17 protein-coding genes are annotated in these 23,513 nt (G+C 73.2%); 2 read left to right on the forward strand and 15 right to left on the reverse strand.

What is annotated here, in order from left to right; genetic code table 11:
• Window positions 1–10 precede the first annotated feature (10 nt).
• From CLT75_RS17030 to CLT75_RS17100, 15 genes are all read right to left on the reverse strand, one after another.
• Window positions 11–2,845: an RICIN domain-containing protein gene (locus CLT75_RS17030; protein ID WP_135241528.1), complete on the reverse strand. Its 2,835-nt coding sequence runs from the start codon at window positions 2,843–2,845 to the stop codon at window positions 11–13.
• A gap of 289 nt (window positions 2,846–3,134) precedes the next feature.
• The gene (locus CLT75_RS17035; protein ID WP_135241529.1) at window positions 3,135–4,202 is read right to left on the reverse strand and encodes a polyprenyl synthetase family protein; all 1,068 of its coding nucleotides are present in this window, start codon (window positions 4,200–4,202) and stop codon (window positions 3,135–3,137) included.
• Window positions 4,199–5,593 (reverse strand): alkaline phosphatase family protein, encoded by a 1,395-nt coding sequence (locus CLT75_RS17040; protein ID WP_135241530.1) that lies wholly within the window; start codon window positions 5,591–5,593, stop codon window positions 4,199–4,201. Before CLT75_RS17040 ends, CLT75_RS17035 begins: the two co-directional genes overlap by 4 nt.
• The gene (gene eboE / locus CLT75_RS17045; RefSeq protein WP_486485206.1) at window positions 5,590–6,837 is read right to left on the reverse strand and encodes a metabolite traffic protein EboE; all 1,248 of its coding nucleotides are present in this window, start codon (window positions 6,835–6,837) and stop codon (window positions 5,590–5,592) included. Before eboE ends, CLT75_RS17040 begins: the two co-directional genes overlap by 4 nt.
• Complete coding sequence (locus CLT75_RS17050) at window positions 6,837–7,688, reverse strand: TatD family hydrolase (RefSeq protein ID WP_135241531.1); 852 nt, start codon at window positions 7,686–7,688, stop codon at window positions 6,837–6,839. Before CLT75_RS17050 ends, eboE begins: the two co-directional genes overlap by 1 nt.
• Window position 7,689: 1 nt before the next feature.
• Window positions 7,690–8,295, reverse strand: coding sequence for an EboA domain-containing protein (locus tag CLT75_RS17055; protein WP_135241532.1), 606 nt, complete (start codon window positions 8,293–8,295; stop codon window positions 7,690–7,692).
• Window positions 8,296–8,329: 34 nt separating this feature from the next.
• Window positions 8,330–9,202: a sugar phosphate isomerase/epimerase family protein gene (locus tag CLT75_RS17060; RefSeq protein WP_135241533.1), complete on the reverse strand. Its 873-nt coding sequence runs from the start codon at window positions 9,200–9,202 to the stop codon at window positions 8,330–8,332.
• Window positions 9,199–10,089, reverse strand: coding sequence for an SCO3242 family prenyltransferase (locus CLT75_RS17065; protein ID WP_135241534.1), 891 nt, complete (start codon window positions 10,087–10,089; stop codon window positions 9,199–9,201). The genes CLT75_RS17060 and CLT75_RS17065 overlap by 4 nt, the downstream gene beginning before the upstream one ends.
• On the reverse strand, window positions 10,086–11,234 hold the full coding sequence (locus CLT75_RS17070; RefSeq protein ID WP_135241535.1) for an inositol-3-phosphate synthase: 1,149 nt from the start codon (window positions 11,232–11,234) through the stop codon (window positions 10,086–10,088). Before CLT75_RS17070 ends, CLT75_RS17065 begins: the two co-directional genes overlap by 4 nt.
• A gap of 209 nt (window positions 11,235–11,443) precedes the next feature.
• Window positions 11,444–12,616, reverse strand: coding sequence for a Gfo/Idh/MocA family protein (locus CLT75_RS17075; RefSeq protein ID WP_486485353.1), 1,173 nt, complete (start codon window positions 12,614–12,616; stop codon window positions 11,444–11,446).
• A 53-nt stretch (window positions 12,617–12,669) separates the two neighbouring features.
• Window positions 12,670–13,722 (reverse strand): substrate-binding domain-containing protein, encoded by a 1,053-nt coding sequence (locus CLT75_RS17080; protein WP_135241537.1) that lies wholly within the window; start codon window positions 13,720–13,722, stop codon window positions 12,670–12,672.
• Between the two features lie 91 nt (window positions 13,723–13,813).
• On the reverse strand, window positions 13,814–14,902 hold the full coding sequence (locus CLT75_RS17085; protein ID WP_135241538.1) for an ABC transporter permease: 1,089 nt from the start codon (window positions 14,900–14,902) through the stop codon (window positions 13,814–13,816).
• A 76-nt stretch (window positions 14,903–14,978) separates the two neighbouring features.
• Window positions 14,979–16,550, reverse strand: a complete 1,572-nt coding sequence (locus CLT75_RS17090) for a sugar ABC transporter ATP-binding protein (RefSeq protein ID WP_135244043.1) — start codon at window positions 16,548–16,550, stop codon at window positions 14,979–14,981.
• Window positions 16,551–16,737: 187 nt separating this feature from the next.
• Window positions 16,738–17,916, reverse strand: coding sequence for an ROK family protein (locus CLT75_RS17095; RefSeq protein ID WP_135241539.1), 1,179 nt, complete (start codon window positions 17,914–17,916; stop codon window positions 16,738–16,740).
• A gap of 208 nt (window positions 17,917–18,124) precedes the next feature.
• Window positions 18,125–19,216 carry a YihY/virulence factor BrkB family protein gene (locus tag CLT75_RS17100; RefSeq protein WP_135241540.1) on the reverse strand — a complete coding sequence of 364 codons (1,092 nt, stop codon included), beginning with the start codon at window positions 19,214–19,216 and terminating at the stop codon, window positions 18,125–18,127.
• 1,017 nt (window positions 19,217–20,233) lie between these two features.
• On the opposite strand from CLT75_RS17100, the gene CLT75_RS17105 reads away from it, so the two are divergent.
• Together CLT75_RS17105 and CLT75_RS17110 are read left to right on the forward strand one after the other, a co-directional pair.
• Window positions 20,234–22,513 (forward strand): TRAP transporter fused permease subunit, encoded by a 2,280-nt coding sequence (locus tag CLT75_RS17105; protein WP_135241541.1) that lies wholly within the window; start codon window positions 20,234–20,236, stop codon window positions 22,511–22,513.
• On the forward strand, window positions 22,489–23,508 hold the full coding sequence (locus CLT75_RS17110) for a TAXI family TRAP transporter solute-binding subunit (protein ID WP_013287916.1): 1,020 nt from the start codon (window positions 22,489–22,491) through the stop codon (window positions 23,506–23,508). Before CLT75_RS17105 ends, CLT75_RS17110 begins: the two co-directional genes overlap by 25 nt.
• Window positions 23,509–23,513 lie beyond the last annotated feature (5 nt).

A 23,513-nucleotide genomic window follows, 5' to 3' on the forward strand; every position in this document is an offset into this window, starting at 1 on the left:
TCCTTCATCCTCACGGCAGGGTCCAGCGCTGGTTCGCCGCGCCGGTGCAGGCCCACAGGTGCACCGCCGTGCCGTCGGCCGAGTTGTTGCCGGACACGTCCAGGCACTTGCCCGACTGCGGGTTGCGCAGCGTCCCGTCGGCCTGCGCGGACCAGTTCTGCGCGCCGGTGCCGTTGCACGTGTAGAGCTGGATCTTGGTGCCGTCAGCGCTGGCGCCGCCGGAGACGTCCAGGCACTTGCCGAGCGCCTTCACCGCGGCGTTCGGCGTCACGGTCCACGACTGCGCCGTCGTGCCGTTGCAGGTGTAGAGCTGGATCTGGGTGCCGTCGGCGGTGGCGGCGTTGCGCACGTCCAGGCACTTGCCGGCCAGGCCCTTCACCGGGCCGGTGCGCACGGCCGACGTGGTGAGCGTGAACGCGTCCAGGTCGTAGAGCGCCCCGGTGCCCCCGGCGAACGTCAGGTAGAGCGTGGTGGTGCCGGCCGGCGGGTTGGCGATCGTGCCGGTGACGGTGGCGAACGTGTCCCAGGCGCCGGTGACCGGGACGGTGGCCGAGCCGAGCACGGTGCCGGTGGCCGAGCCGGCCCGCACCTGGAGCGTGCCGCCGGCTCCGGCGGACGACACCCGGGCGGTGAACCCGGTGGCGTCGGCGAGCAGGTACGGCTGGAACGCGATCCAGTCCCCGTTGTGGATGTCGCCGACGGTCTTGCCGCCCTCGGCGGTGGCCTTGTCGAACGTGTTGATCCCGGACGAGGTCTTGAAGTGCTCGGCCTGCCGGTGCCGGGGCTGGAGCGTGTGCTGGGTGTGCGTGGTGAGGCCGCCGGAGTCGGTGTACTCGGCGTCGAAGACGGCGAAGATGTTCGCCGCGTCGTCGTGCTCACCGTCGACGGGTACGGCGATCGAGCCGGTGCAGCCGGTCGCCGAGGTGATCTGGTGGCCGTGCTGGTCGTGGCCGAGCACGTAGGTCATCTTGACCTTCGTGCAGTCGATCGTGGCGTCCTCCGGGTCGGTGACGGTGATCCGGAACGGCACGGTGTCGCCGAAGGAGAACAGCTTGCCGTTGCCGGGCGTCTCGATGACCACTGTCGGGGCGGTGTTGCCCACGGTGATCGTCACGCTGGCGGTGCCGGTCGCACCCTGCGGGTCGCGCACCGTGAGCGTGGCGGTGTACCTGCCGTTGGCGGTGTAGGTGTGCGACGGGTTTGCCGCGGTGGAGGTGCCGCCGTCGCCGAACGTCCAGGCGTACGTCAGCGCGCCGCCCTCCGGGTCGGACGAGCCGGCTGAGGAGAAGGCGACTGCGAGCGGCGCGGCGCCGGACGTCCGGTCGGCGGCGGCGCGGGCCACCGGGGCGCGGTTGGCGCCGCCCAGGTAGTCGAAGCGGTACAGCGCCGAGTTGGCGTCGCCGTTGAAGTAGCCGGTGCCGTAGTCGAGCACGTAGTACGCGCCGTCCGGGCCGAACGCCGAGTCCATCACCTGCTTGCCGGTCCACGGGAAGCTGTCGATGGTGCCGGGTGAGCCGTCCGAGTTGACGTGGATCGGCTTGATCCAGCCCCGGCCGAACTCGGTGGCGAAGAACTGCCCGTCGAACGACTGCGGGAACTTCGTGGTGGACGGGTTCGCCGCGTCGTACCGGTAGACCGGGCCGCCCATCGGCGACTCGGAGCCGCCGCCGAACTCGGGCGGGCTGCCGGCGTCACCGGCGTAGCGGATCCAGGACGGCTTCGCCGCCGGCAGCGTGGCCAGGCCGGTGTTGCGGAACGAGTTGTTCGTCGGCCCGCCGGTGCAGTTGAACTTCGGGCCGGCGGTGCCGGCGGCGAAGTCCCACTCGGCGTACGTCTCGGCGGCGGTGTTGGTGCCGGTGCAGTACGGCCAGCCGTAGTTGCCGGGCCCGGTCACCCGGTTGAACTCGACCTGCCCGGACGGGCCGCGGGCCGTGGTGGTGCCGGCGTCCGGCCCGTAGTCGCCCACGTAGACGACGCCGGTGGCCTTGTCGACGCTGATCCGGAACGGGTTGCGGAAGCCCATCGCGTAGATCTCCGGGCGGGTCCGCGCGGTGCCGGGCGCGAAGAGGTTGCCGGCCGGGATCGAGTACGTGCCGTTGGCGTTCACCTTGATCCGCAGGATCTTGCCCCGCAGGTCGTTTGTGTTGCCGGCGCTGCGCTGCGCGTCGTACCCGGGGTTGCGGTTGGTGCGCTCGTCGATCGGCGCGTAGCCGGCCGAGTCGAACGGGTTGGTGTCGTCGCCGGTGGACAGGTAGAGGTTGCCCGCCGCGTCGAAGTCGATGTCGCCGCCGACGTGGCAGCACAGCCCCCGGTCGGCCGGTACGTCGAGCACGTCGACCTTGCTGGCCTGGTTGAGCGTGAAGTCGGCGTTGAGCGTGAACCGGGAGAGCCGGTTGACGCCCTGCCAGGCGGAGAAGTCGGTGCCGGTGGCGGGCGCGTCGCCGGCCGGGGTGGACAGCGGCGGCGCGTAGTAGAGGTAGATGTGCCGGTTGGAGGCGAAGCCGGGGTCGACGCCGACGCCCTGGAGCCCTTCCTCGTCGTGCGTGTAGACAGGCAGCGTGCCGATGACTGTGGTGGCGCCGGCCGCGTCGGTGCGGCGCAGCGTGCCGTTGCGGGCGGTGTGCAGGACCGACCGGTCGGGCAGCACCGCGAGCGACATCGGTTCGCCGGTCTCGGCGACACCGCGGGCGAGTTCGACCTGCTGGAAGTCGCTCGCCGAGATCGGGTGGGCGGACGCCGGGACGGACGCCGCGGCCACTGTGACGGTGCCGGCGGTGGCCGCGAGCAGCAGCGCTGCGGCAGCGGCGAACGGTCGTCGGACACGGGGGTGGTGGTGGCTGGACATGCTGTGCTGTCCCTTCCTGACGCGCGCAGCCAGGACCGGGCGCGCGTCGCGCCGGATGCCGAGCAGGGGGATGCTGCGCCGGCCCGCCGGGAGGTCGGCGGGCCGCGACCTCCGGTCGGGACCGGTGGTCACCTCGCCGAGGCGGGCGGTGCGGGGCGATCTGGTGCGGGGCGATCACCTCGGCGAAACAGCGTTGTGCTGTGCACGACATTAAGACCTTTCGATCAGCCTGTCCATAGCTTCTGATCGATCGGCTTTGACTTTCGGCGCTCAGCGACAAAAGTAGGTGTCACTCGTGGCGGTCGACCGCCCGCTCCGCGAGCGCCGCCAGCACCCGTCGCGCCGGTTCCGCCAGCGGCAACGCCTCCAGCGCGACAAGCGCCGCGTCGGCCCGGGTGCGGATCATCCGCTCCACCGCCTCCCGGGCGCCGGACTCCTCGACGATGCCCCGCACCTCGGCCGCGCCCGCCTGGCCGAGGCCGGGATCGCCGACCAGCTCCCCCAGCCGGGCCGCGCCGGCCCGGGAGGCGGACGCCCGGGCCAGCGCCAGCAGCACCGTCGGCTTGCCCTCGCGCAGGTCGTCCAGGTTGGACTTGCCGGTCACCGCCGGATCGCCGAAGACGCCGAGCAGGTCGTCGCGGAGCTGGAACGCGTCCCCGAGCGGGTCGCCGAAGCCGGCCAGCGCGGCCACCTCCTCCGGTGCCGCCCCGGCGAGCGCGGCGCCGATCTGCACCGGGCGGGTCACCGTGTAGCGGGCCGTCTTCAGCCGTACCACGGTGAGCGCGCTCGCCACCGAGCCGTCCCCGGCCGCCCCGACCACGTCCAGGTACTCCCCCGCGATCACCTCCGAGCGCATCCGGGCCAGCAGCACGTGCCCCCGGCGCAGCCGCTCCGGCGGCAACCCGCACCCGTGGAACATCTGCGCCGACCAGGTGGCGCAGAGGTCGCCGCAGAGCAGCGCCGCCTGCCGCCCGTACGCCGCCGGGTCGCCCGGCCAGCCGGACGCGGCGTGCAGCGCGGCGAAGAACCGGTGCAGCGTCGGCGCGCCCCGGCGGCGGTCGCTGCGGTCCACGATGTCGTCGTGGATCAGCGCGAACGCGTGGAACAGCTCCAGCGACGCCGCGGCGACCACGATCGGCGCGGCGTCCGGGCCGCCGAACCCCCGCCAGCCCCAGTAGCAGAACAGCGGGCGCATCCGCTTGCCGCCGGCCAGGACGAACCAGCGCAGAGCAGTGTGGACGGCCCCCGTACCGTCGTCCGGCCGATCCGGCTCTCTCGCGTCCAGGAACGCGGCTAGCGCGGCGTCGAAGCGGCCCCGCAGCAGGGCCGGATCGGTCGGTGCGACGGTTACGGTCATGGTGCCTCCCTGGCCAGTCCGGCGAGTTCGAGCAGCAACGCCTTCACATCGGTGGCCTCCAGCCGGGGCCGGATCGCGGCCCGGTCGGAGCAGAGCAGCACCGGGCCGTCCGCCGGGTCGGCGGGCAGGCGCCCGTGTGAACCACGTACCGCACGCGCGCCCGCGTCCAGCCCCACCACGGACATCAGGTAGCGCAGCCCGAGCTTCTTGCGGGCCAGCGCCACCGCCGCGCGGCGCTTCGCCGCACCCGGCGCGGCCGGGTCGAAGAACAGCTCGGCCGGGTCGTAGCCGGGCTTGCGGTGGATCTCCACCAGCCGGGCGAAGTCGGGTGCCCGCGCGTCGTCGAGCCAGTAGTAGTACGTGAACCAGGCGTCCGGCTCGGCCACCAGCACCAGCTCACCCGAGCGGGGATGATCCAGCCCGTACCCGGCCTGCCCGGCGGCGTCGAGGACCTCGGCCACGCCCGGCAGCGACGCGCAGAGCTTCGCCACCGCCGGCACGTCCGCCGGATCCCTGACGTAGACGTGCGCCACCTGGTGGTCGGCCACCGCGAACGCCCGTGACGTCCACGGGTCGAGGTATTCCATCCCGGCCTGGGTGTAGACCCGCAACAGCCCTTCGGCGCGCAGCATCCGGTTCACGTCCACCGGGCGGGACACGTCGGTGATGCCGTACTCGGACAACGCCACCACTGTGGCTCCCTGGTCGCGCGCGGCGTCGAGCAGCGGGCCGAGCACGGTGTCCAGCTCCGCTGCCGCGGCGGCTGCCTGCGGGCCGGACGGGCCGAAGCGTTGCAGGTCGTAGTCCAGGTGCGGCAGGTAGACGAGGGTCAGGTCGGGGGCGTGGTCGGTGAGGATGCGCTGGGCGGCCCGGCTGATCCACGCCGAGGACGACAGCCCGGCGCCCGGACCCCAGTAGCTGAACAGCGGGAACGTGCCGAGCGCGCCGGTGAGCGAGTCCCGCAGCTCGGGTGGGTCGGTCCAGCAGTCCGGCTCCTTGCGGCCGTCGGCGTGGTAGACCGGGCGCGGCGTGACCGTCCAGTCCACGTCCGCGCCCATCGCGTACCACCAGCAGACGTTCGCCACCCGGTAGCCCGGCTCGACGCGGCGGGCCGCCTGCCAGACCTTCTCGCCGCCGACGAGCCCGTGGTGCTGCCGCCAGAGCAGCACCTCGCCCAGGTCGCGGAAGTACCAGCCGTTGCCCACCACGCCGTGCCCGGCGGGCAGCTCGCCGGTGAGGAACGTGGACTGCGCCGAGCAGGTCACCGCCGGCAGCACGGTGCCCAGTTCGGCGGCGAACCCGGCCTCGGCCACCGCGCGCAGCCGGGGCATGTGCGCCAGCAGCCGTGGCGTCAGCCCGACCACGTCGAGCACCACGAGCCGCCGGCTCATGCGGTGCCGGCCTTCGTTCGCGACTGCGGGGCTCGCAGGACCGGCTCACTCCTCGCGCTCACGGCGACCCCCACCGTCGGGGCCAGGCCGAGCGCGGTCAGCTCGTCGCGGGCGAACGCCAGCTCGGCGGCGATGCCGGCGGCCAGCTCCGCGTCGCCGCGCGGCCGCCGCGCCTCCGGCAGCACCCCCCAGGTGTACGTCTCGACGTCGAGGTGGTCGCAGCCGGCGACCGGACCGGCGTACAACGCGGCCAGCGCCTCGCGCAGCACCGGGACCGTGGAGCGCAGCGGCGGCTCGGGCGGGGCGTGCAACGGCACGTGGTAGTGCACCCGCCACGCCCCTGGTAGCCGCGCGTCGAGTGCGGCGTCGAGGTCGTCGGCCGCGTACGCCGGATCGGCCGGATCGGCGGCGCCGGCGCAACCGGCGGCCCGCGTCTGGTGCAGGAAGCGCGGTTCGACGAACCGGCGCAGCGCCGCGCTCGCGGCGGGCGGGTCGGGCGCCTCGACCGCTGCGGACACCTGGACCTTCACCACAGGGAGACCGGCGGCACGCAGTCCGGCCAGGGCATCCGCCGGCTGCTCCCAGGCACACGCCAGGTGCGCGAGATCCAGGCAGATCCCGAGCCGGTCGGTATCCATGTCTGAGAATACCTCGCGTGCTTGTCCCGTCGACTCCACCAGACAGCCCGGTTCCGGTTCGAAGCCGACCCGGATCACCCGGCCGGTCTCCCGCTGCACGGCGGCCAGGCCCTCGGCCAGCGCGTCCAGGCGACGCCGGGCGGTGGCGGCCCGCCCGGAATCCCACGGGGTGCGCCAGGCGATCGGCAGCGTCGAGATCGAGCCCCGGACGGCGTCGTCGGGCAGCAGGTCGGCGAGCACCCGGGCCAGGTCCAGCGTGTACGCCGGCCGTTGCGGCGTGGTCCAGTCCGGGTGGTACACCGCGCCCTTGACCACAGGGGCCTGGAACGCGGCGTACGGGAAGCCGTTGAGCGTGACCACCTCCAGCCCGCGTACCGTCAGCTCGTGGCGCAGCCGGCGCCGGGCCGGCGGGTCGGCGGCGAGCGCGGCGGCCACCGGCGCGGCCAGCCAGAGCCCGAGCCCGAGCCGGTCGGCGCCGAGCGCCCGGCGGACCGCGACCGCGTACGTGTCGAGCTGGGCGACGACGCCCGGCAGGTCCTCGGCCGGGTGCACGTTCGTGCAGTAGCCGAGGTGGACGGTCGTGCCGTCGGCGTGACGCAGCCGCATTACGCGCCTCCCCGCAGGATCGAGTTGCCGGCGAACGTGGCCGACGAGTCCTCCAGGTCGGTCAGGTCGAGCCGGCCGGACTGGCCGTAGAACTCCACCGGGTTGCGCCACAGCACCCGGTCCACGTCGTCGGCGTCGAACCCGGCCAGCAGCATCGCCTCCCCGGTGGCCCGGGTCAGCAGCGGATCCGACCGGCCCCAGTCGGCCGCCGAGTTCACCAGCATCCGCTCGGTGCCGTACCGCTTCAGCAGCTCCACCATCCGCGGCGGCGACATCTTCGTCTCCGGGTAGATCGAGAAACCCAGCCAGCAGCCGGTGTCGCGGACCAGCTCGACGGTCACCTCGTTGAGGTGGTCGACGAGCACCCGCCCGGGCGCGATGCCCGACTCGGCGACCACGGCGAGCGTCCGCTCGACGCCGCGCGCCTTGTCCCGGTGCGGCGTGTGCACCAGCGCGGGCAGGTCGTGCGCGACGGCCAGGGCGAGCTGCCCGGCCAGCGCCGCGTCCTCGGCCGGCGTCATCGCGTCGTAGCCAATCTCGCCGACCGCCACCACGCCGTCCTTGTCCAGGTAGCGGGGCAGCAGGTCCAGCACCGGGCGGCAGCGCGGGTCGTTCGCCTCCTTCGGGTTCAGCGCCACTGTGGCGTGGTGCCGGATGCCGAACTGGCCGGCCCGGAACGGCTCCCACCCGATCAGCGAGTCGAAGTAGTCCACGAAGCTGTCCACGCTGGTACGCGGCTGGCCCAGCCAGAACGCCGGCTCGACCACCGCGCGGACACCGGCGGCGGCCATCCGCTCGTAGTCGTCGGTGGTGCGGGACGTCATGTGGATGTGCGGGTCGAAGATGCGCATGTCACGCCTCCGTGGTGGGGATGGTCAGCCGGCGCAGCAGGTCGGACGCGTCGGCGGGCATGTCGCGGCCGGCGGCGTGCCGTTCGGCGGCGAACGCGGCGAGCATCCGGGCCAGCTCGCCGTCGGACCGCTCCGGCAGGCCGTCGACCACCGCCAGCGGCACGCCGGTGAACACGCACTTGAGCACCGCCTGCCGCCAGGTCGCCTGCTCCAGGTGCCGGGCGTACGGGCCGAGCGCGGCGGCGACCAGCCGGGTGTCGTTGGTGCGGGTCGCGTCGTGCAGCAGCGGCACGCACTCCGCGCCGATCGGCAGCAGCGGCAACGCGCGCAGCACCGCACGTTTCTCGGCGGCGTCGCCCTGCCGGTAGAGCGTCTCCGCGGCGGCGGCGTGGCCGTGCGGCAACGCGGTCAGCAGCAGCGCCCGGGCCGCTTCGTCCGCCGTCCAGCCCGGCGGGTCGGGCAGCGGCAGGCGGCCGCACCGCCGGGCGGCGGCGGCGAAGAACCGCCCGATCGCCGTGGGTTCGGTAGCGACGCGGCGCAGCGCCGCGTCCAGCCACTGCGGATCGGGTACGCCCCGAAGCGCGGCGCGCAGTCGGTCGGGTGTCATGCCGTCTCCCCTCTGCCGGGTGGAAGGTGGTGGGTCACCGCCCCTCGCCGCTCGAGGCGGCGGCGCGCAGGAAGTCCAGTGAGCGGGCGGCGACGGCCGGTGCGGCGTGTGAGTGACGGGGCAGCTCCACGGCCACCAGCCCGCAGTAGCCGGCGTCGGCCAGGGCTTGCAGCACCGGCGGGAAGTCGATCTCGCCGGTGCCGAACTCCAGGTGCTCGTGCACACCCCGGCGCATGTCGTCGATCTGCACGTTGACCAGGTGCTCGGCGACCGCCGGCACGCACTGCGGCACCGGCAGCGGCTCCAGGCAGCGGCAGTGCCCGATGTCGAGCGTGATGCCGAAGCCTGGTGGCGCGCCGAGCGCCTCGCGCAGCCGCCACCACCCGGCGATGTCCTCGACGAACATGCCCGGCTCCGGTTCGAAGCCCAGCGGTACGCCCGCCTCCGCCGCCTCGGCGCAGACGGTCGCGCAGCCCGCGACCAGGCGGTCGGCGGCGACGTCGGGTGGTACGCCGGGCGGGCGTACGCCGGCCCAGAAGGAGACCGCCTCCGCGCCCAGGTCGGCGCCGATGCGGACGGCCCGGCGCAGGAACTCCACCCGCCGGGCCGGGTCGTCGTGCAGCAGCGTCGGCGCGTGCTTGTGCCACCGGTCGAGCAGATACCGGGCGCCGGTCTCGACCACCACCGCGAGCCCGAGCGCGTCCAGCCGGCGGCGGACGGCGGCGACGCGGCGGGCCAGGCCGGGGGCGAACGGGTCCAGGTGGTCGTGGTCGAGGGTGAGCGCGACGCCCACGTACCCGAGGTCGGCGAGCACCGCCAGCGCGTCGCCGAGCCGGTGGTTGGCGAAGCCGTTGGTGCCGTACCCGAAGCGCAGCCCGCCCGGCCCGGGCAGCGGTTCGGTTGTCATGTCGGGGAGATCAGTCGGGCCAGGCGGCGGCCGAGCGGGGCGGCGCCGGCCACGGCGAGGCCGAGCAGCCGGGCCCCGGCGCGGGCGGTCAGCGCGCCCTGCAACGCGGGCAGCCCGGTGATCCCGGCACCCACGGCGGCCCGCACCCGGGCCGGTGACGGGTCGGCGAGCACCCGGGCCTGCGCCCGGCCGTAGCGGGCGGCGTACCCGGCGGCGAGCACCGCCGGCACCAGCTCCCCGAGCCGGGCGGCGCGGCCGGTGTGAGCGGCGGTGGCGGGTGGCGTGGGCCGGGCCGGGGTGGTGAGCGCGATCAGCGCGGTGCCGGCGAGCGTGAGGCCCGGCAGCCGCCGGTCCGCGCCGGTCACCTCGCGGCGGGACAGCGCGGTCACGGTCCAGGTGTGCGCGGCGACTGTCAGCGCTGCGGGAAGCGCCCGGACCACCCGGCCGCCGGACGCGCCGAGCAGCACGTCCAGCCCTCGGCAGGCGGCCATCACCGCCGGGCCGGCGGCGGTGTTCTTGGCGCGCAGGTCGTACCCCCAGATGGTGGCCGCGAGTGGGAGCGCGACCGCTGCCGCGCGGCGGCCCCCGGCGGCGGTGGCGACGGCGAGCCCGGCGGCGGTCAGGCCGGACGCGACGCCGAGCGCCACCGACGGGCGCACCCGCCCAGACGGGATCGGGCGTTCCGGCCGCTCGACCGCGTCCAGCCGCCGGTCCGCCCAGTCGTTGGCGGCCATCCCGGCCCAGTAGAGCAGCACCGACGCGCCGGCCAGCGCCGGTGTCCGCGGGCCGAGCGCACCGGCCGCCGCCGCGCCGGACAGCACGTCCCCCGGTACGGAGAGCGCGGCGGGCGCCCGCACCAGCTCGGCCAGGTCGGCCAGGCGGGTCACGGCGTCACCCGGGCGTGCAGAGCGGCGGCGAAGTCCCGCAGCACCGTCCACTGGTCACCGAGCGCGTGACCGGTCGCGCCGAGCGGATCCTTGAAGAAGAACGCCAGCTCGGTCAGCGGACCGTGGCGGCCGGCGGCGTGCGCGGCGGCGGTGAGCCGGGCCAGGTCCAGCACGAGCGGCGCGGCCAGCGCCGAGTCGCAGCCGTGCCAGGTGAACTCCATCCGCATGCCGGTGCCCAGGAAACCGGCGAATGTGACCAGGTCCCAGGCGGTCTTGAAGTCGCCGAGTTCCTCGACGTACTCGATCCGGGTGTGGCCCTGCGGCAGGTAGCCGAGCGTCTCGGCGAGCACCCGTTGTTTGCTGCCCACCTTCGCCGCGTTGGCGGCCGGGTCGGCGAGCGTGGCGCCGTCGCCGCCGCCCAGCAGGTTCGTGCCGGACCAGGAGCGCACGGCCAGGTGCCGCATCGCGAACATCGGCGCGAGCACCGACTTGAGCAGCGTCTCGCCGGTCTTGCCGTCGTGCCCGGCGTACGGCAGTCCGCGTTCGGCGGCCAGCGCGGCCAGGGCCGGCAGCCGGGCGCCGGTGGACGGGGTGAAGTCCACGTACGCACACCCCGCGGTGAACGCCGCGTACGCGTATCCGGAGCTGGGCGGCAGCACGTCGGCCGGGCCGGAAAGCGCCTCGCGAAGCGCGGCCAGGTCGTCGTGGGCCGGATGCGGCGCGGGCGCCGGTTCGGTGGCGGCGACGTTGACCACCACCACCCGGTCCAGCCCGTGCCGGGTGCGGAAGTCGGTCAGGTCGCGCACCACTGCGGCGATCCGTTCGCCCTGGTCGCCCTCGGTCGGCGCGGGCCGCAGCGCCGCCTCGACGCCGGCCAGGTCGGGCGCCACGGCGTCGGCCAGCCGGGCGGGCAGCACGCCGGCGGCGGCGAGCGCCTCGGCGCGTTTGGTGAGCGGGGTGGCGACCACGTCGTGGCCGCCGAAGACGAGATCGGCGAAGCCCGGCAGGGCGGGCCCGCGCAGGTCGGGCAGCTCGGTCACGCAGCCGGTCGGCGCGGTGAGCCCGGCCCGCAGGGCCAGTCCCCCGACCACGGCGGTGGTGGCGACCGAGCCGCGCGCACCCACCAGCCAGACACCCGTACGCATTCGCGCTACCTCCCCAGGTAAGGCCGGTCCGCCGGTGCGGCCGGGGAATCCCGGTCCGGCCGCACCGGAGGGCCGTGCTGGTCGTGCCGGCGGACACCGGCGGCACGCTCCCGGAGCCGGCCTCGTCCCCGCCGCGGGGCGCAACCGCGGCGGGCCCTCGCCGGCCGGCGCCGGTGAGTGTCGGGCGGGCCCCGCAGGGCCGCCTCGGGTCAGGCGGAAGCTTCGGCCAGGGCGGGCTCCACCTCCGTCCAGGCGGCCCGCTCGGCCGAGCGGGTCACCGCGTCGAGCACGAGCTGGACCTGCAACGCGTCGGCGAACGACGGGGCCGGGTCGGCGCCGGTGGCGACCGCCTCGACGAAGTCGCGTGCCTGGTGGGTGAAGGAGTGCTCGTAGCCGATGATGTGGCCGGGCGGCCACCACGCACCCAGGTACGGGTGGTCCGGCTCGGTCACCAGGATCCGGCTGAAGCCCTGCTCGGCGGTGGGGCGGGTGGCGTCCAGGAACTCCAGTTCGTTGAGGCGTTCCAGGTCGAACACGACGCTGCCGCGCGAGCCGTTGATCTCGACCCGCAGGGCGTTCTTGCGGCCGGTGGCGAACCGGGTCGCCTCGTACGTGGCCAGCGCTCCCCCGTCGAGCCGGGCCACGAACACCGCCGCGTCGTCAACTGTCACCTGGCCCATGGCGCTGCCGTTGCCGTCGGCCTGCGCGGCCAGGCCGCTCGACCCGGCGACGAGCGGCCGCTGACGCACGAACGTCTCGGTGAGCGCGCTGACCCCGGTGACGAGCTGACCCGTGACGTACTGGGTCAGGTCGATGATGTGCGCGCCGATGTCACCGAGCGCGCCGGAGCCCGCCCTGTCCTTCTGCAACCGCCACACCAGCGGGAACTGCGGGTCGACGATCCAGTCCTGGAGGTAGGTCGCCCGGACGTGCCGGATCTCGCCGATCCGCCCGTCGGCCACCAGCTGCCGCATCAGGGCGACAGCGGGCACCCGCCGGTAGTTGAAGCCGCACATCGCGCGTACCCCGGACTCGCGGGCCCGGGCCGCGGCCTCGGTCATCTCGCGGGCCTCGGCGACGCTGTTCGCGAGCGGCTTCTCGCACAGCACGTGCTTGCCCGCGGCGAGCGCGGCGAGTGCGATCTCGCGGTGGCTGTCCCCCGGCGTGCAGATGTCGACCACGTCGATCTCGTCGGACTCGACGAGCCGCCGCCAGTCGGTGGTGTAGCCGTCCCAGCCGAGCCGGTCGGCGGCCTCGGCCACCTTCGGCTCGTCGCGGCCGCAGACGAGCGTCATCCGCACCCGCGCCGGCAGGTCGAACACCCGGTTCACGGTGCGCCACGCCTGGGAGTGCGCGGCGCCCATGAACGCGTAGCCGACCATGCCGACCCGCAGGATGCTGTCGTGACTGGACAAGGTGGGTCTCCCCCCGTGTGTCAGAACCCGAGCTTCAGGTAGTCGCTCGCGTTCTCCTTGGTGATCGTCTCGGAGGCGAGCACGATCTCCTTCGGTACCTGGAGTTCGACCAGGTCGGACATGCCCTTGCCCTGGCCGATCAGGCGGGCCAGGGAGATGGCCGAGGAGGCCATCGACGGGCTGTAGGTGACTGTGGCCTTGAGGACGGTGTTGTCGGCGGCGATGTCCTCCATGGCCTTCTTGGAGCCGGCGCCGCCGACCATGAGGAATTCCTTGCGGTTGGCCTGGTTGACCGCCGCGAGCACGCCGATGCCCTGGTCGTCGTCGTGGTTCCAGACCGCGTCGATCTTCGGCAGCGCCTGGAACAGACCGGTGGCGGCCTGCTGCCCGGAGTCCACAGTGAACTCCGCGGGCCGCCGGTTGGCGACCTTGAACCCGTACGAGGCGAGCGTGTCGGCGAACCCCTTCGACCGTTCCTGGGTCAGCTCCAGCGACTCGATGCCGGGGATCTCGCCGATCACCGGGTTGCTCACGCCCTTGGCCTTGAGCTGCTCGGCGATGTAGGTGGCGGCGGCCACCCCCATGCCGTAGTTGTCGCCCTTGATCTGCAGGCGGTAGGCGCGCGCGTCCGGGAAGGCCCGGTCCAGGTTCACCACCGGGATGCCGGCCTTCATCGCCTCCAGGCCGAACGCGTTGAGTTCCTTGCCGTCGTGCGGCAGCAGCACGATCACGTCGGGCTTCTGCGAGATCAGCGTGGACAGCGCCGCCCGCTGGGCCGCCGCGTCCGCGCCGGCCTCGACCGACTTCAGCTCCACGTCCTGGTACGCCCCGGCCTGCGCCTTGGCGTTGTTGGTGATGGCGGCGATCCAGCCGTGGTCGGCGGCGGGGGCGGAGAAGCCGATGCTCACCTTCTTGCCCGTCTCGGTGTTGGCGCCGGAACCGGCCGCCTTGGTCTGCGCCTCGGTCGGGCTCTGCTCGTTGCTGGTGCAGCCGGCGAGCAGCACCCCGGCGGAGACGGCGGCCCCGCCGAAGAGCAGCCGGCGGCGGGACAGGTCAGGGCGCGGTGTTCTCATGACGCCTCCTGGGATGAGGTGGTGGGGTGGTTTCGGGTGTGGCGGGCCGGACCACCGTCGGTACGACGGCAGCCGGGATGTGCGCGTGGGGTCAGGTGGTGGTGGCCCGGTTGCGGGCGAGGAACTGGGTGAGGCTGCCGAACTGCACCTGCTGGACCAGGACGGCGGCGACGATGATGCCGCCCTTGACCATGTTCTGGGCCTCGGCGGACAGGTTGTTGATGGCGAACAGGTTGGTGATGGTGGAGAAGATGATCACCCCGAGCAGGGAGCCGATGATCGTTCCCCGCCCGCCGCTGAGCAGCGTGCCGCCGATGATCGCGGCGGCGATCGCGTCCAGCTCGTAGAGGTTGGCCATCGCCGCCTGCGCGGAGGTGGCCTGCGCGGTCAGCATGACCGCGGCGATGCCGCAGCACAGGCCGGACAGCGCGTAGAGGAGCACGGTGTGCCGGCGGACGTTGATGCCGGCGAGCCGGGCCGCCTCCGGGTTGCCGCCGACCGCCACCGTACGGCGGCCGAACGTGGTCCGGTTCAGCAGCACCCAGCCGGCCGCCACCACCGCCACCAGGATGTAGACCAGCAGCGGGATGCCGAGCACGTTCGTGCTGGCGATGCCGTTGATGAACGTGTTGCCCGACACCTGGGTCTGCTTGTCGGAGATCTCCGCCGCCAGCCCTCGCGCGGCGACGAGCATGGCGAGCGTGGCGATGAACGGCACCAGCCGCCCGTACGACACGAGCAGCCCGTTCACCACGCCGACGGCGAGCCCGACGGTGAGCGCGGTGAAGATCATGCCGCCCGCGCCGTAGCTCTGCGTCGCCACTGTGGTGCACCAGACCCCGGCGAGCGCGACGATCGCGCCGACCGACAGGTCGATGCCCCCGCCGATGATCACGAACGTCATGCCGACGGTGACCACGCCGACCACCGAGGCGAGCTTGAGGATGGTGAGCGTGTTGCCCCACACCCAGTTCGGGTCGCCGTAGAGGTCGGGGCGGGTCAGGATGCCGATGACCACCAGTACGACGAGGACGGCGAGCAGGCCGAGGTTGCGCTTGGCGCCCTCCCCGCCGTCGCCGCGCCACCAGGAGAGCTTCGCCGGCGCGTCGACCTTCGCGGTCTCCGTCCGCTCCACCGGCGGCGACTGCGCGGGCAGGGCGGATTCCGTCACTTCGCTCATGCCGCCGCCCCGCTTCGCGCGGCGCCGGCACGAGACTCTCTGGCGCTGTGTCGATGATTCGCTCGCTGTCGCTCGCTCATGCCGGTGCGCCTTCCATGAGGGACCCCGCCATGACGAGGTCGAGCACGGTGTTCTCGTCCAGTTCGCCGGCCGGGGCCTCGCGGACCACCCGGCCCTCCCGCATCACCAGCACCCGGTCGGCCAGGCCCAGCACCTCGGGCACCTCGCTGGAGACCAGCAGCACCCCGACGCCACGGGCGGCCAGATCGCGGATCACCTGATACAGCTCCGCGCGGGCGCCCACGTCCACGCCCCGGGTCGGCTCGTCGAGCAGCAGCAGCCGGGTGTCACCGAGCAGCCACCGCCCCACCACCACCTTCTGCTGGTTGCCGCCGGACAGCGTGCGCACCGGCCGGCGTACGTCCCGGGGCCGCAGCTCCAGCGACGCGGCGATCCGGTCCGCCTCGGCGCGTTCCCGTCCGGTGTCGGTGAAGCCGAGGCGGGCGTACCTGCTGAACGTGGCGAGCGTGACGTTGCGGTAGATCGGTTCGCCGAGCAGCAGCGCCTGGCTCTTGCGCTCCTCCGGCGCCATGCCCATCCCGGCCCGTACCGCCGCGCCCACACTGCCGGGACGCAGCGCGCGGCCGTCCACCCGGACCGTACCGGCGTGCGCCCGGCGCGCGCCGAAGATGGTCTCCAGCAGCTCCGACCGGCCCGAGCCGACCAGCCCGGCGATGCCGACGATCTCTCCCGCCCGGACCCCGAGCGAGACATCGGCGAACTCGCCGGGCCGGGTCAGCCCGTCCACCCGCAACAGCTCCGCGCCACCCCCGTGGTCGGCCGGGCGCTGCGGGAAGACGTACTCGATGGTCCGCCCGGTCATCCGGGCGACCAGGTCGCGGGTCGGTGTCTCGCGGGCCGGCAGGCTCGCCGCCGTGGTCCGGCCGTCCTTGAGTACGGTGACCCGGTCGCCGATCTCGCGGATCTCCTCCAGCCGGTGCGAGATGTAGATGACCGCGATGCCCTGCGCGGTGAGTTCCCGGATGATCCGGAACAGGTTCGCCACCTCGTCGTGAGCCAGCACCGCGCTCGGCTCGTCCATGATGATCAGCCGCGCCTCGTGGGACAGCGCCCGGGCCATGCTGACGATCTGCTTGCCGGCGGCGGGCAGGTGCCGCACCAGCCGTCCCGGCGGGATCTCCGCGTGGCCGAGCCGGGCCAGGATCTGCCGGGTACGCCGGGCCATGTGCCCCCGCCGGACGAAGCCGAACCGGCGCGGCTCGTGGCCGAGGAACGCGTTCTCCGCCACCGACAGGTCGTCGACCAGGTCGAGTTCCTGGTAGATGGTGGCGATGCCGGCGCGCATGGCGGCCTGCGGGTTGGCGAACGAGGCCGGCTCGCCGCGCCAGAGCACCTCGCCGGAGTCCGGCCGGTGCACCCCGGCCAGCACCTTGATGAGCGTGGACTTGCCGGCGCCGTTCTGCCCCAGCAGGCAGTGCACCTCACCGGCCCGCACCTCCAGTTGCACGCCGTCGAGCGCGCGTACCCCCGGGAACGTCTTGACGACGTCGGTGAGGCGCAGGACCACCTCGCCCGCGACGGCGTCGGCGGGCGCCTCGACGAGCGGCCGGGCCTCGGGCTGTCCGATCGCGCTCACGCTGCACCGCCTTTCGTTCGCGACTGCGGGGCTCGCAACACCGGCTCACTCCTCGCGCTCACCGAGCCCGCCTCCGTTCGCGACTGCGGGGCTCGCAACACCGGCTCACTCCTCGCGCTCACCGAGCCCGCCTCCGTTCGCGACTGCGGGGCTCGCAACACCGGCTCACTCCTCGCGCTCACGCTGCCTCCCCGAATGCGAGGTCACTCGCCAGCACCGCCGCGCCGGCGACGCCGGCGCGCGGGCCCAGCTCGGACAGGACGACGGGCAGGTTGCCGGTGGCGAGCGGCAGCGAGCGGCGGTAGACCACGCTGCGGATCTCGGCCAGCAGGATGTGCCCGAGCTGGGCGAGCCCGCCGCCGATCACGATCATCGACGGGTTGGTGAAGCTGACCAGCCCGGCCAGTACGCTGCCGACCCGCCGGCCGCCGTCGCGGATGAGCTGGATGCAGGTGACGTCCCCCTCGATCGCCCCCTGCGCCACGTCCAGCGCGGTCACCACGCCCCGGGCGGTCAGCCGCTCGGCCAGCGCCGGGGACACCTCGGTGCGGGCCGCGACCGTCGCCTCCCGGGCCAGCGCGGCGCCGCTGAACACCGCCTCCAGGCAGCCGAGGTTGCCGCAACTGCACATCGGACCGTTCGGGTCGACCTGGATGTGGCCGATGTCCCCGGCGCAGCCGTCGGTGCCCCGGTAGACCTCGCCGTGCAGGTAGATGCCGCAGCCGATGCCGGTACCGATCTTGATGAAGAGGAAGTCGTCGACGGAGTGGGCCACGCCCCCGTGCCGCTCGCCGATCGCCATGATGTTGACGTCGTTGTCGACCACCGCCGGGCAGCCGTGCTCACGGGTGAGCAGCTCGCGGACCGGGAACCGGTCCCAGCCGGGCATGATCGGCGGGGAGACCGGCACGCCGTCGCGGAAGCTGACCGGCCCCGGTACGCCGATACCCACCGCATCGAGCCGCTCGTACGCGCCGTCCACCTTGGCCTTGTGCAGCAGCTCGTTAACCCGCTGGAGCGTCACCTTCGGGCCGGAGCGGATGTCGGCGGCCTCGGTGTAGGCGGCCACCGTCTCCAGCCGGCCGTTCACCACCTCCACGTCGATCGAGCTGGCGCCCAGGTCGACGGCGGCGAAGCGTAGGTGCGGGCTCAGTTCGACGAGGGTGGAGCGCCGCCCGCCCCGGGAGGCGGCCAGCCCGGCCTCGGCCACGTATCCGAGGGAGACCAGGCGTTCCAGCTCGGCGAGCAGGCGCGGACGGGGCATCTGGAGCCGGTCGCCGAGTTCGGCGCGGGACACCGCGCCCTCGTCGCGGAGCAGTCGCAGAAGCCGTACGTGCAGGGGGTCGACCGTCCGCACCGGCAGTCACCTCCGCATCGGAAGTCCGTCTCATCGACGACGGCGTTGTGTGTTGTGTCCGACACAGTAGGAGCCTTCCGGGCCGCATGTCCATACCTTCGGCACGCCTGATGCAAACTTTTGTCCATACGAACAAAAGCGAGTTCCGGATCATGAAAACGCGACGCCCCGCCCGTGTGACTTCCGGGCGGGGCGTCGCGATCTCGGGTCAGCGGGAGGGCGCGCGGCCCTTCTTGCGCAGCTTGCGGTCGTCGCGCAGTTCCACGTAGGGCTCCTCGTCGGCCGGGTGCCCGGCCGCGATGGCGCGGCTGCGCTCCAACTCGGCGTCGAACTCGGCACCCAGCAGGATGGCGACGTTGCTCAGCCACAGCCACACCAGGAAGATGATCACGCCGGCCACGGCGCCGTACGTCTTGTTGTACGAGCCGAAGTTGCTCACGTAGAGCGCGAACAGGCCGGAGACCACCAGCCAGAGCACCACCGCGAGCACGCCGCCGGGGCTGACCCAGCGGAAGCCGCCGTGCCGGGCGTTCGGCGAGGCCCAGTAGAGGATCGCGAACATCAGGCTCACCAGCACCAGGAGCACCGGCCACTTGGCGATGTTCCACACCGTCACGGCGGTCTCGCCCAGCCCGATCGCGTTACCGGCCTGCTCGGCCAGCCCACCGGTGAACACCACGATCACGGCGCTGATCAGCAGCATCACGCCGATCACCGCGGTCACGCCGAGGCGTACCGGCAGCGTCTTCCAGATCGGCCGCCCCTCCGGCACGTCGTAGATGCTGTTCGAGGCGCGCATGAACGCGGCGACGTAGCCGGACGCCGACCAGAACGCCGCCACCAGACCGATGATCGCCGCGATGCTCGCCAGCCCGCCGGACTGGCCCGCCTGGTCGATGGCGCTCTCGATGATGCGGCGGATGTTCTCCTCCGGCACCGCCTGCCCGACGGTGTCCCGTACCCCCTCGGTGGCCCGGTCGCCGAGCAGGCCGAGCACCGAGATCAGCACCAGGACGCCCGGGAAGATGGAGAGCACGCCGTAGTAGGTGAGCGCGGCGGCCCAGTCGGTCAGGCTGTCGTCCTGGAACTCCCGCACGGTCCGCTTGAGGGTCGCCATCCAGCCCGTGGCCGACAGGTCGGTCGGGCTGTCCGGCCCGTCGTCCGGCCCCACCGGCCCGGCGTGCTTCCGCCCGTCGGGCCGGTCGTGCCCGGCGCGGGCGTCGTCGCGCGTGGTGGGGGCGTCCTCACGCCCGTCGCGGGTGTCCTCGTGGACGTCGTGGGCGTCGTCGCGGGCGGCCATGGCACCTCCTCGTCGTCATGTCGTCCCGCACGACATGCCCTGACGAGGGCAGCGATAACCACCGCACCCGCAAACCGGCCACTCGACCGCCGGCGACTGGTCCCCACCCCTTCCCTGCCGGCCCGTTCCCCGGCCGAGCCCTGCCCGGCCGTCGCCGCCCGCACCCACCCGCTCTCCACTGCCCGCGCCCTGCCGTCGCCTCCCTCGTCGGCACCTTCACCCCGCTCGCCGCCTTTGCTCTGCACCCATACGCGCGGCAGACACGCTCCGTAACCATGTGCGCCGACGGATGCAGAGCAAAAGGCGGCGGGGGCAGCGCTCCCACCGGCACCCCACCGCACCCCGCCCGAAATCCGGGCGAGCCGCCGCTCCGCCGCGACCACCGATCGCCACCATCTCGACGACCGTCACGACGAGTGGAACGTCATGGGTGTCAAACGGGGCCGGAAGCACCCATGGCGTTCCACTCACCGAGGGTCAGCCACCGGCGCGCGCGGAAGCGAGAGCGCCGCGTACGGACGGCGACGGTCGGGGCGCTGAAGTGACGCGTGATTCGTCTTCCGATGCCACCACCTCGGCGAAGTGGAGATGATCGTGGAAACGCGAGCCGGCGAACACGCTCTCCGGCCAATTCCCCGCCGAGTGAGCGCGGTGCGCACGAGCGCGCGCGACACGGCGCGACGGGCGCCGCCGACGCGAGCCACCACGGAGGACGCACCCACCTGAGTGGACACGTTGCGTGACGACAAGCATCACGGGCGCGCCCATTCTTCATCGTTGTAAGCGATATCGGGAGAGAGCCGAGAGAGACCGCCTCCCATCATTGCGAAACAGTTTCAAGAAATATGTGCCGCGAGTGAGCGAAGCTCCATTCCGTCACTCATTGCAATCATGATCGGCAATGTTCCCAACATGCGCGCTATTCGCGTATCGTGCCCCCTCGTGCCGCCCGTTCGCCCCTCCGACGCGACTCCCCCCAAACCCCGGCCGCCGTCCGGCGGACGACCGGGGTCCGACGTGGATGCCGAGGTGGTGTCGCTGCCGCCGGACGATGGAAGCGTCGCCGGGCCCGAGTGGGCCGACGACGGGCCGGGCGAGACACACCACCACAGCCGAGCAGCGCACCACACCGCAGGCGAGCACCACACCGCGGGCGAGAGCAAGACCCGCGACAAGGGCGAGAACGAGACCCGCGACAAGGACGCGAGCCCGGACCAGACGAAGGACGCCCGTGAACTGGCGGCCCGGTTCGAGGAGGAGAAACCGGGACGGGTGCTCGCCGGTCCGATCGGGCTTCTCTTCACCGGCGTCACCGTCGCGGTCGGACTGCTGACGCTCTGGCAGGTGTTCTTCCCGCTGGCCCAGGGCAGCAAGTACTACCTCATCTTCTTCCTGGCCGGCGTCCTGCCGATGGTGTTCCTCGCGTACCCCTCGGGGGTGCGGCTGCGACGCGCCAAGGCCGACGCGGCCGACGTGGACGACCGGCGCGGGCCTACGCCCGTGGACTGGTTGCTGGCCCTCGCGGCGCTCGTCGTCTGCCTCTACCCGGTGCTGCCGGTCACGATCGGTGCCGGTGGCGGCGGGTACGACGCCTTCCTGGACCGGCAGGGCCTGCTGGATCCGCTGGACGTGGCGTTCGGCACCGGGCTGCTGCTTCTGCTGCTGGAGGCGTGCCGGCGTACCACCGGATGGATCCTGCCCGCGGTGTGCGTGCTGTTCCTCGGGTACGGCTACTACGGCGGGCTGCTGCCGCAGTCCTGGCCGGTGGCGCACGCGGGGCTCGACTTCGGGCAGCTCGTGGACGCGTTCTACAACTCCGACAGCGGCTTCTACGGCACCCCGCTGGACGTGGCCGCCTCGTACATCGTGCTGTTCACGATCTACGGCGCGGTGCTCGACCTGTCCGGCGCGGGCCGGTTCTTCGTGGAGCTGTCCGCCGCCGCGTTCCGCCGCTCCCGGACGGCCGCCGGGCGTACCGCAGTCGCCTCGGGTTTCCTGCTCGGCACGGTCTCCGGCTCCGGCGCCGCCACCACCGTCAGCATCGGCGCGGTGACGTGGCCGATCCTGCGCCGCGCCGGCTACCCGGCCGAGCGGGCGGGCGGCATGCTCGCCGCCGCCGGTGTGGGGGCGATCCTGTCGCCGCCGACGCTGGGCGCCGCCGCGTTCATCATCGCCGAGTACCTGGGCGTGTCCTACCTCCAGGTGCTCGGCTGGGCCACGGTGCCGACGATCCTCTACTACCTGGGCATCCTGCTCTCCGTCGAGATCGATGCCCGGCGCTCCGGCGTCCGCCCGGTGGTCATCGACACCGGCTCGGCGTGGCGGCTGCTGGCCCGCTTCGGCTACCACTTCCTCTCGCTTCTCGTGATCATCGTGGTGCTGGCGCTCGGCGCGTCGGCGATGCGCGCGGTGGTCATCGCCACCGCGGTCGCCGCGGTGCTGTCCTTCCTGGACCGCCGGCACCGGCTCACGCCGGCCCGGCTGGTGACGGCGCTGCGCGACGGCGTACGCGGGGTGCTCGCGGTGAGCGCCGTCTGCGCCGCGGCCGGCATCATCACCGCCACCACCACGAAGACCGGCCTCGGGCCGCAGGCCGCCGCGCTGCTGATCGACGGCGCGCAGGCGGTCAGCTCGGAGCCGGCGGTGGTGCTGGCGCTGACCGCGGTGCTCGCCGCCGTCGCGCTCAGCCTGCTCGGCCTCGCGGTGCCGGTCACCGCCTCGTTCGTCATCGGCTGGGTGATCATCGGCCCGGCGCTGCTGAACCTGGGCGTCGAAGCACCCGCCGCGGCCATGTTCGTCTTCTACTTCGCGGTGCTGTCCGAGGTCTCGCCGCCGACCGCGCTCGCCGCCGTCGCCGCCGCCGCGGTCACCGGCGGCCGGCTGGTGCCGACCATGTGGCAGACCCTGCGGTACGCGCTGCCGGCGTACCTGATCCCGCTGGCCTTCGTCATCACGCCGACCGGCCTCGGGCTGCTCGGCATCGGCGGGCCCGGACGGATCGTGACGGCCGGTCTGGTGTCGGCGCTGGGCGTCGCGGTGCTGGCGGTCGCGGCCGGCGGCTGGCTACCCGGCGTGGGCCCGGCCGGCGTGCCGGAGCGGATCGTCGGCGCGATCGCCGGGCTGGTGCTGCTCTGGCTGGAACCACTGCCCATGGCGATCGGCGCGGCGCTCGCCGCGCTCGCGGTCGCGGGCGTGTACGTCCGACGTGGCGCCGCCGGACACCCCGGCCGCCCGGCGGCCGAAGAATCCGTGGACCTTGGGGAGGAGAGAGAGTGGGACGGATCGACGCGAGGATAGTGGCGGGTGTCGGGGCACTGGTCCTGGTCGCCGCCGGTGCCGCCGGCTGCGGGGGCCGTCAGGACGGCGCGGCGAAGGACGACGCCGCCCGCGAGGTCAGCTGCAAGGTCACCAAGGACACCCGGGTCGGCATCGCCACCGGAAACGCCACCGGCGTCTACTACGTGGTCGGCAACGCGCTCGCCGGTGAGCTGAGCAAGACCACCGACGGCAAGCTCACCGGGACGGCCGCCGAGACCGGCGCCTCGGTGCAGAACGTCGAGCAGCTCGTCGCCGGCCAGTACGACGTGGCGTTCTCGCTGTTCGACACCGCTGTCAACGCGGTGCAGGGCAAGGGGAGCTTCAGCTCGCCGCAGCCGGTGAAGGCGCTGGCCCGGATCTACGACAACTACACGCAGGTGGTGGTCCGCGCCGACGCGGGGATCACGTCGGTGGCCGACATGAAGGGCAAGAAGATCTCCACCGGCTCGCCGAAGTCCGGTACCGAGGTCATCGCCAACCGGCTGCTCACCGCCGCCGGGCTGGACCCGGCCAAGGACATCCAGGCGCAGCGGCTGGACCTGACCAAGACCGTCGACGGCATGAAGGACGGCAGCATCGACGGCTTCTTCTGGTCCGGCGGCGTGCCGACCGGCGGGGTCACCGACCTGTTCACCACGTCCGGCGACAAGGTCAAGTTCGTCGACATCAGCCCGCTGCTGCCGAAGATGGCCGAGCTGAACCCGGCGTACCAGGCGGGCACCATCGGCAAGGACATCTACCGGACCCCGGCCGACGTGCCCACCATCGTGGTGCCGAACGTGCTGCTGGTGCGGGACAACCTGGACGCCGACGTGGCCTGCGCGATCACCCGGACGGTGTTCGACTCCAAGGACGCGCTGGCCCAGGCCAACCCGGCGGCGAAGGGCATCGAGCTGGGCAACGCCCGCAAGACCGACCCGGTGCCGCTGCACCGGGGCGCGGAGCGGGCGCTGAGCGACCTCGGCGCGAGCTGACCCGA

It is taken from the genome of Micromonospora sp. CNZ285, assembly GCF_004637285.1.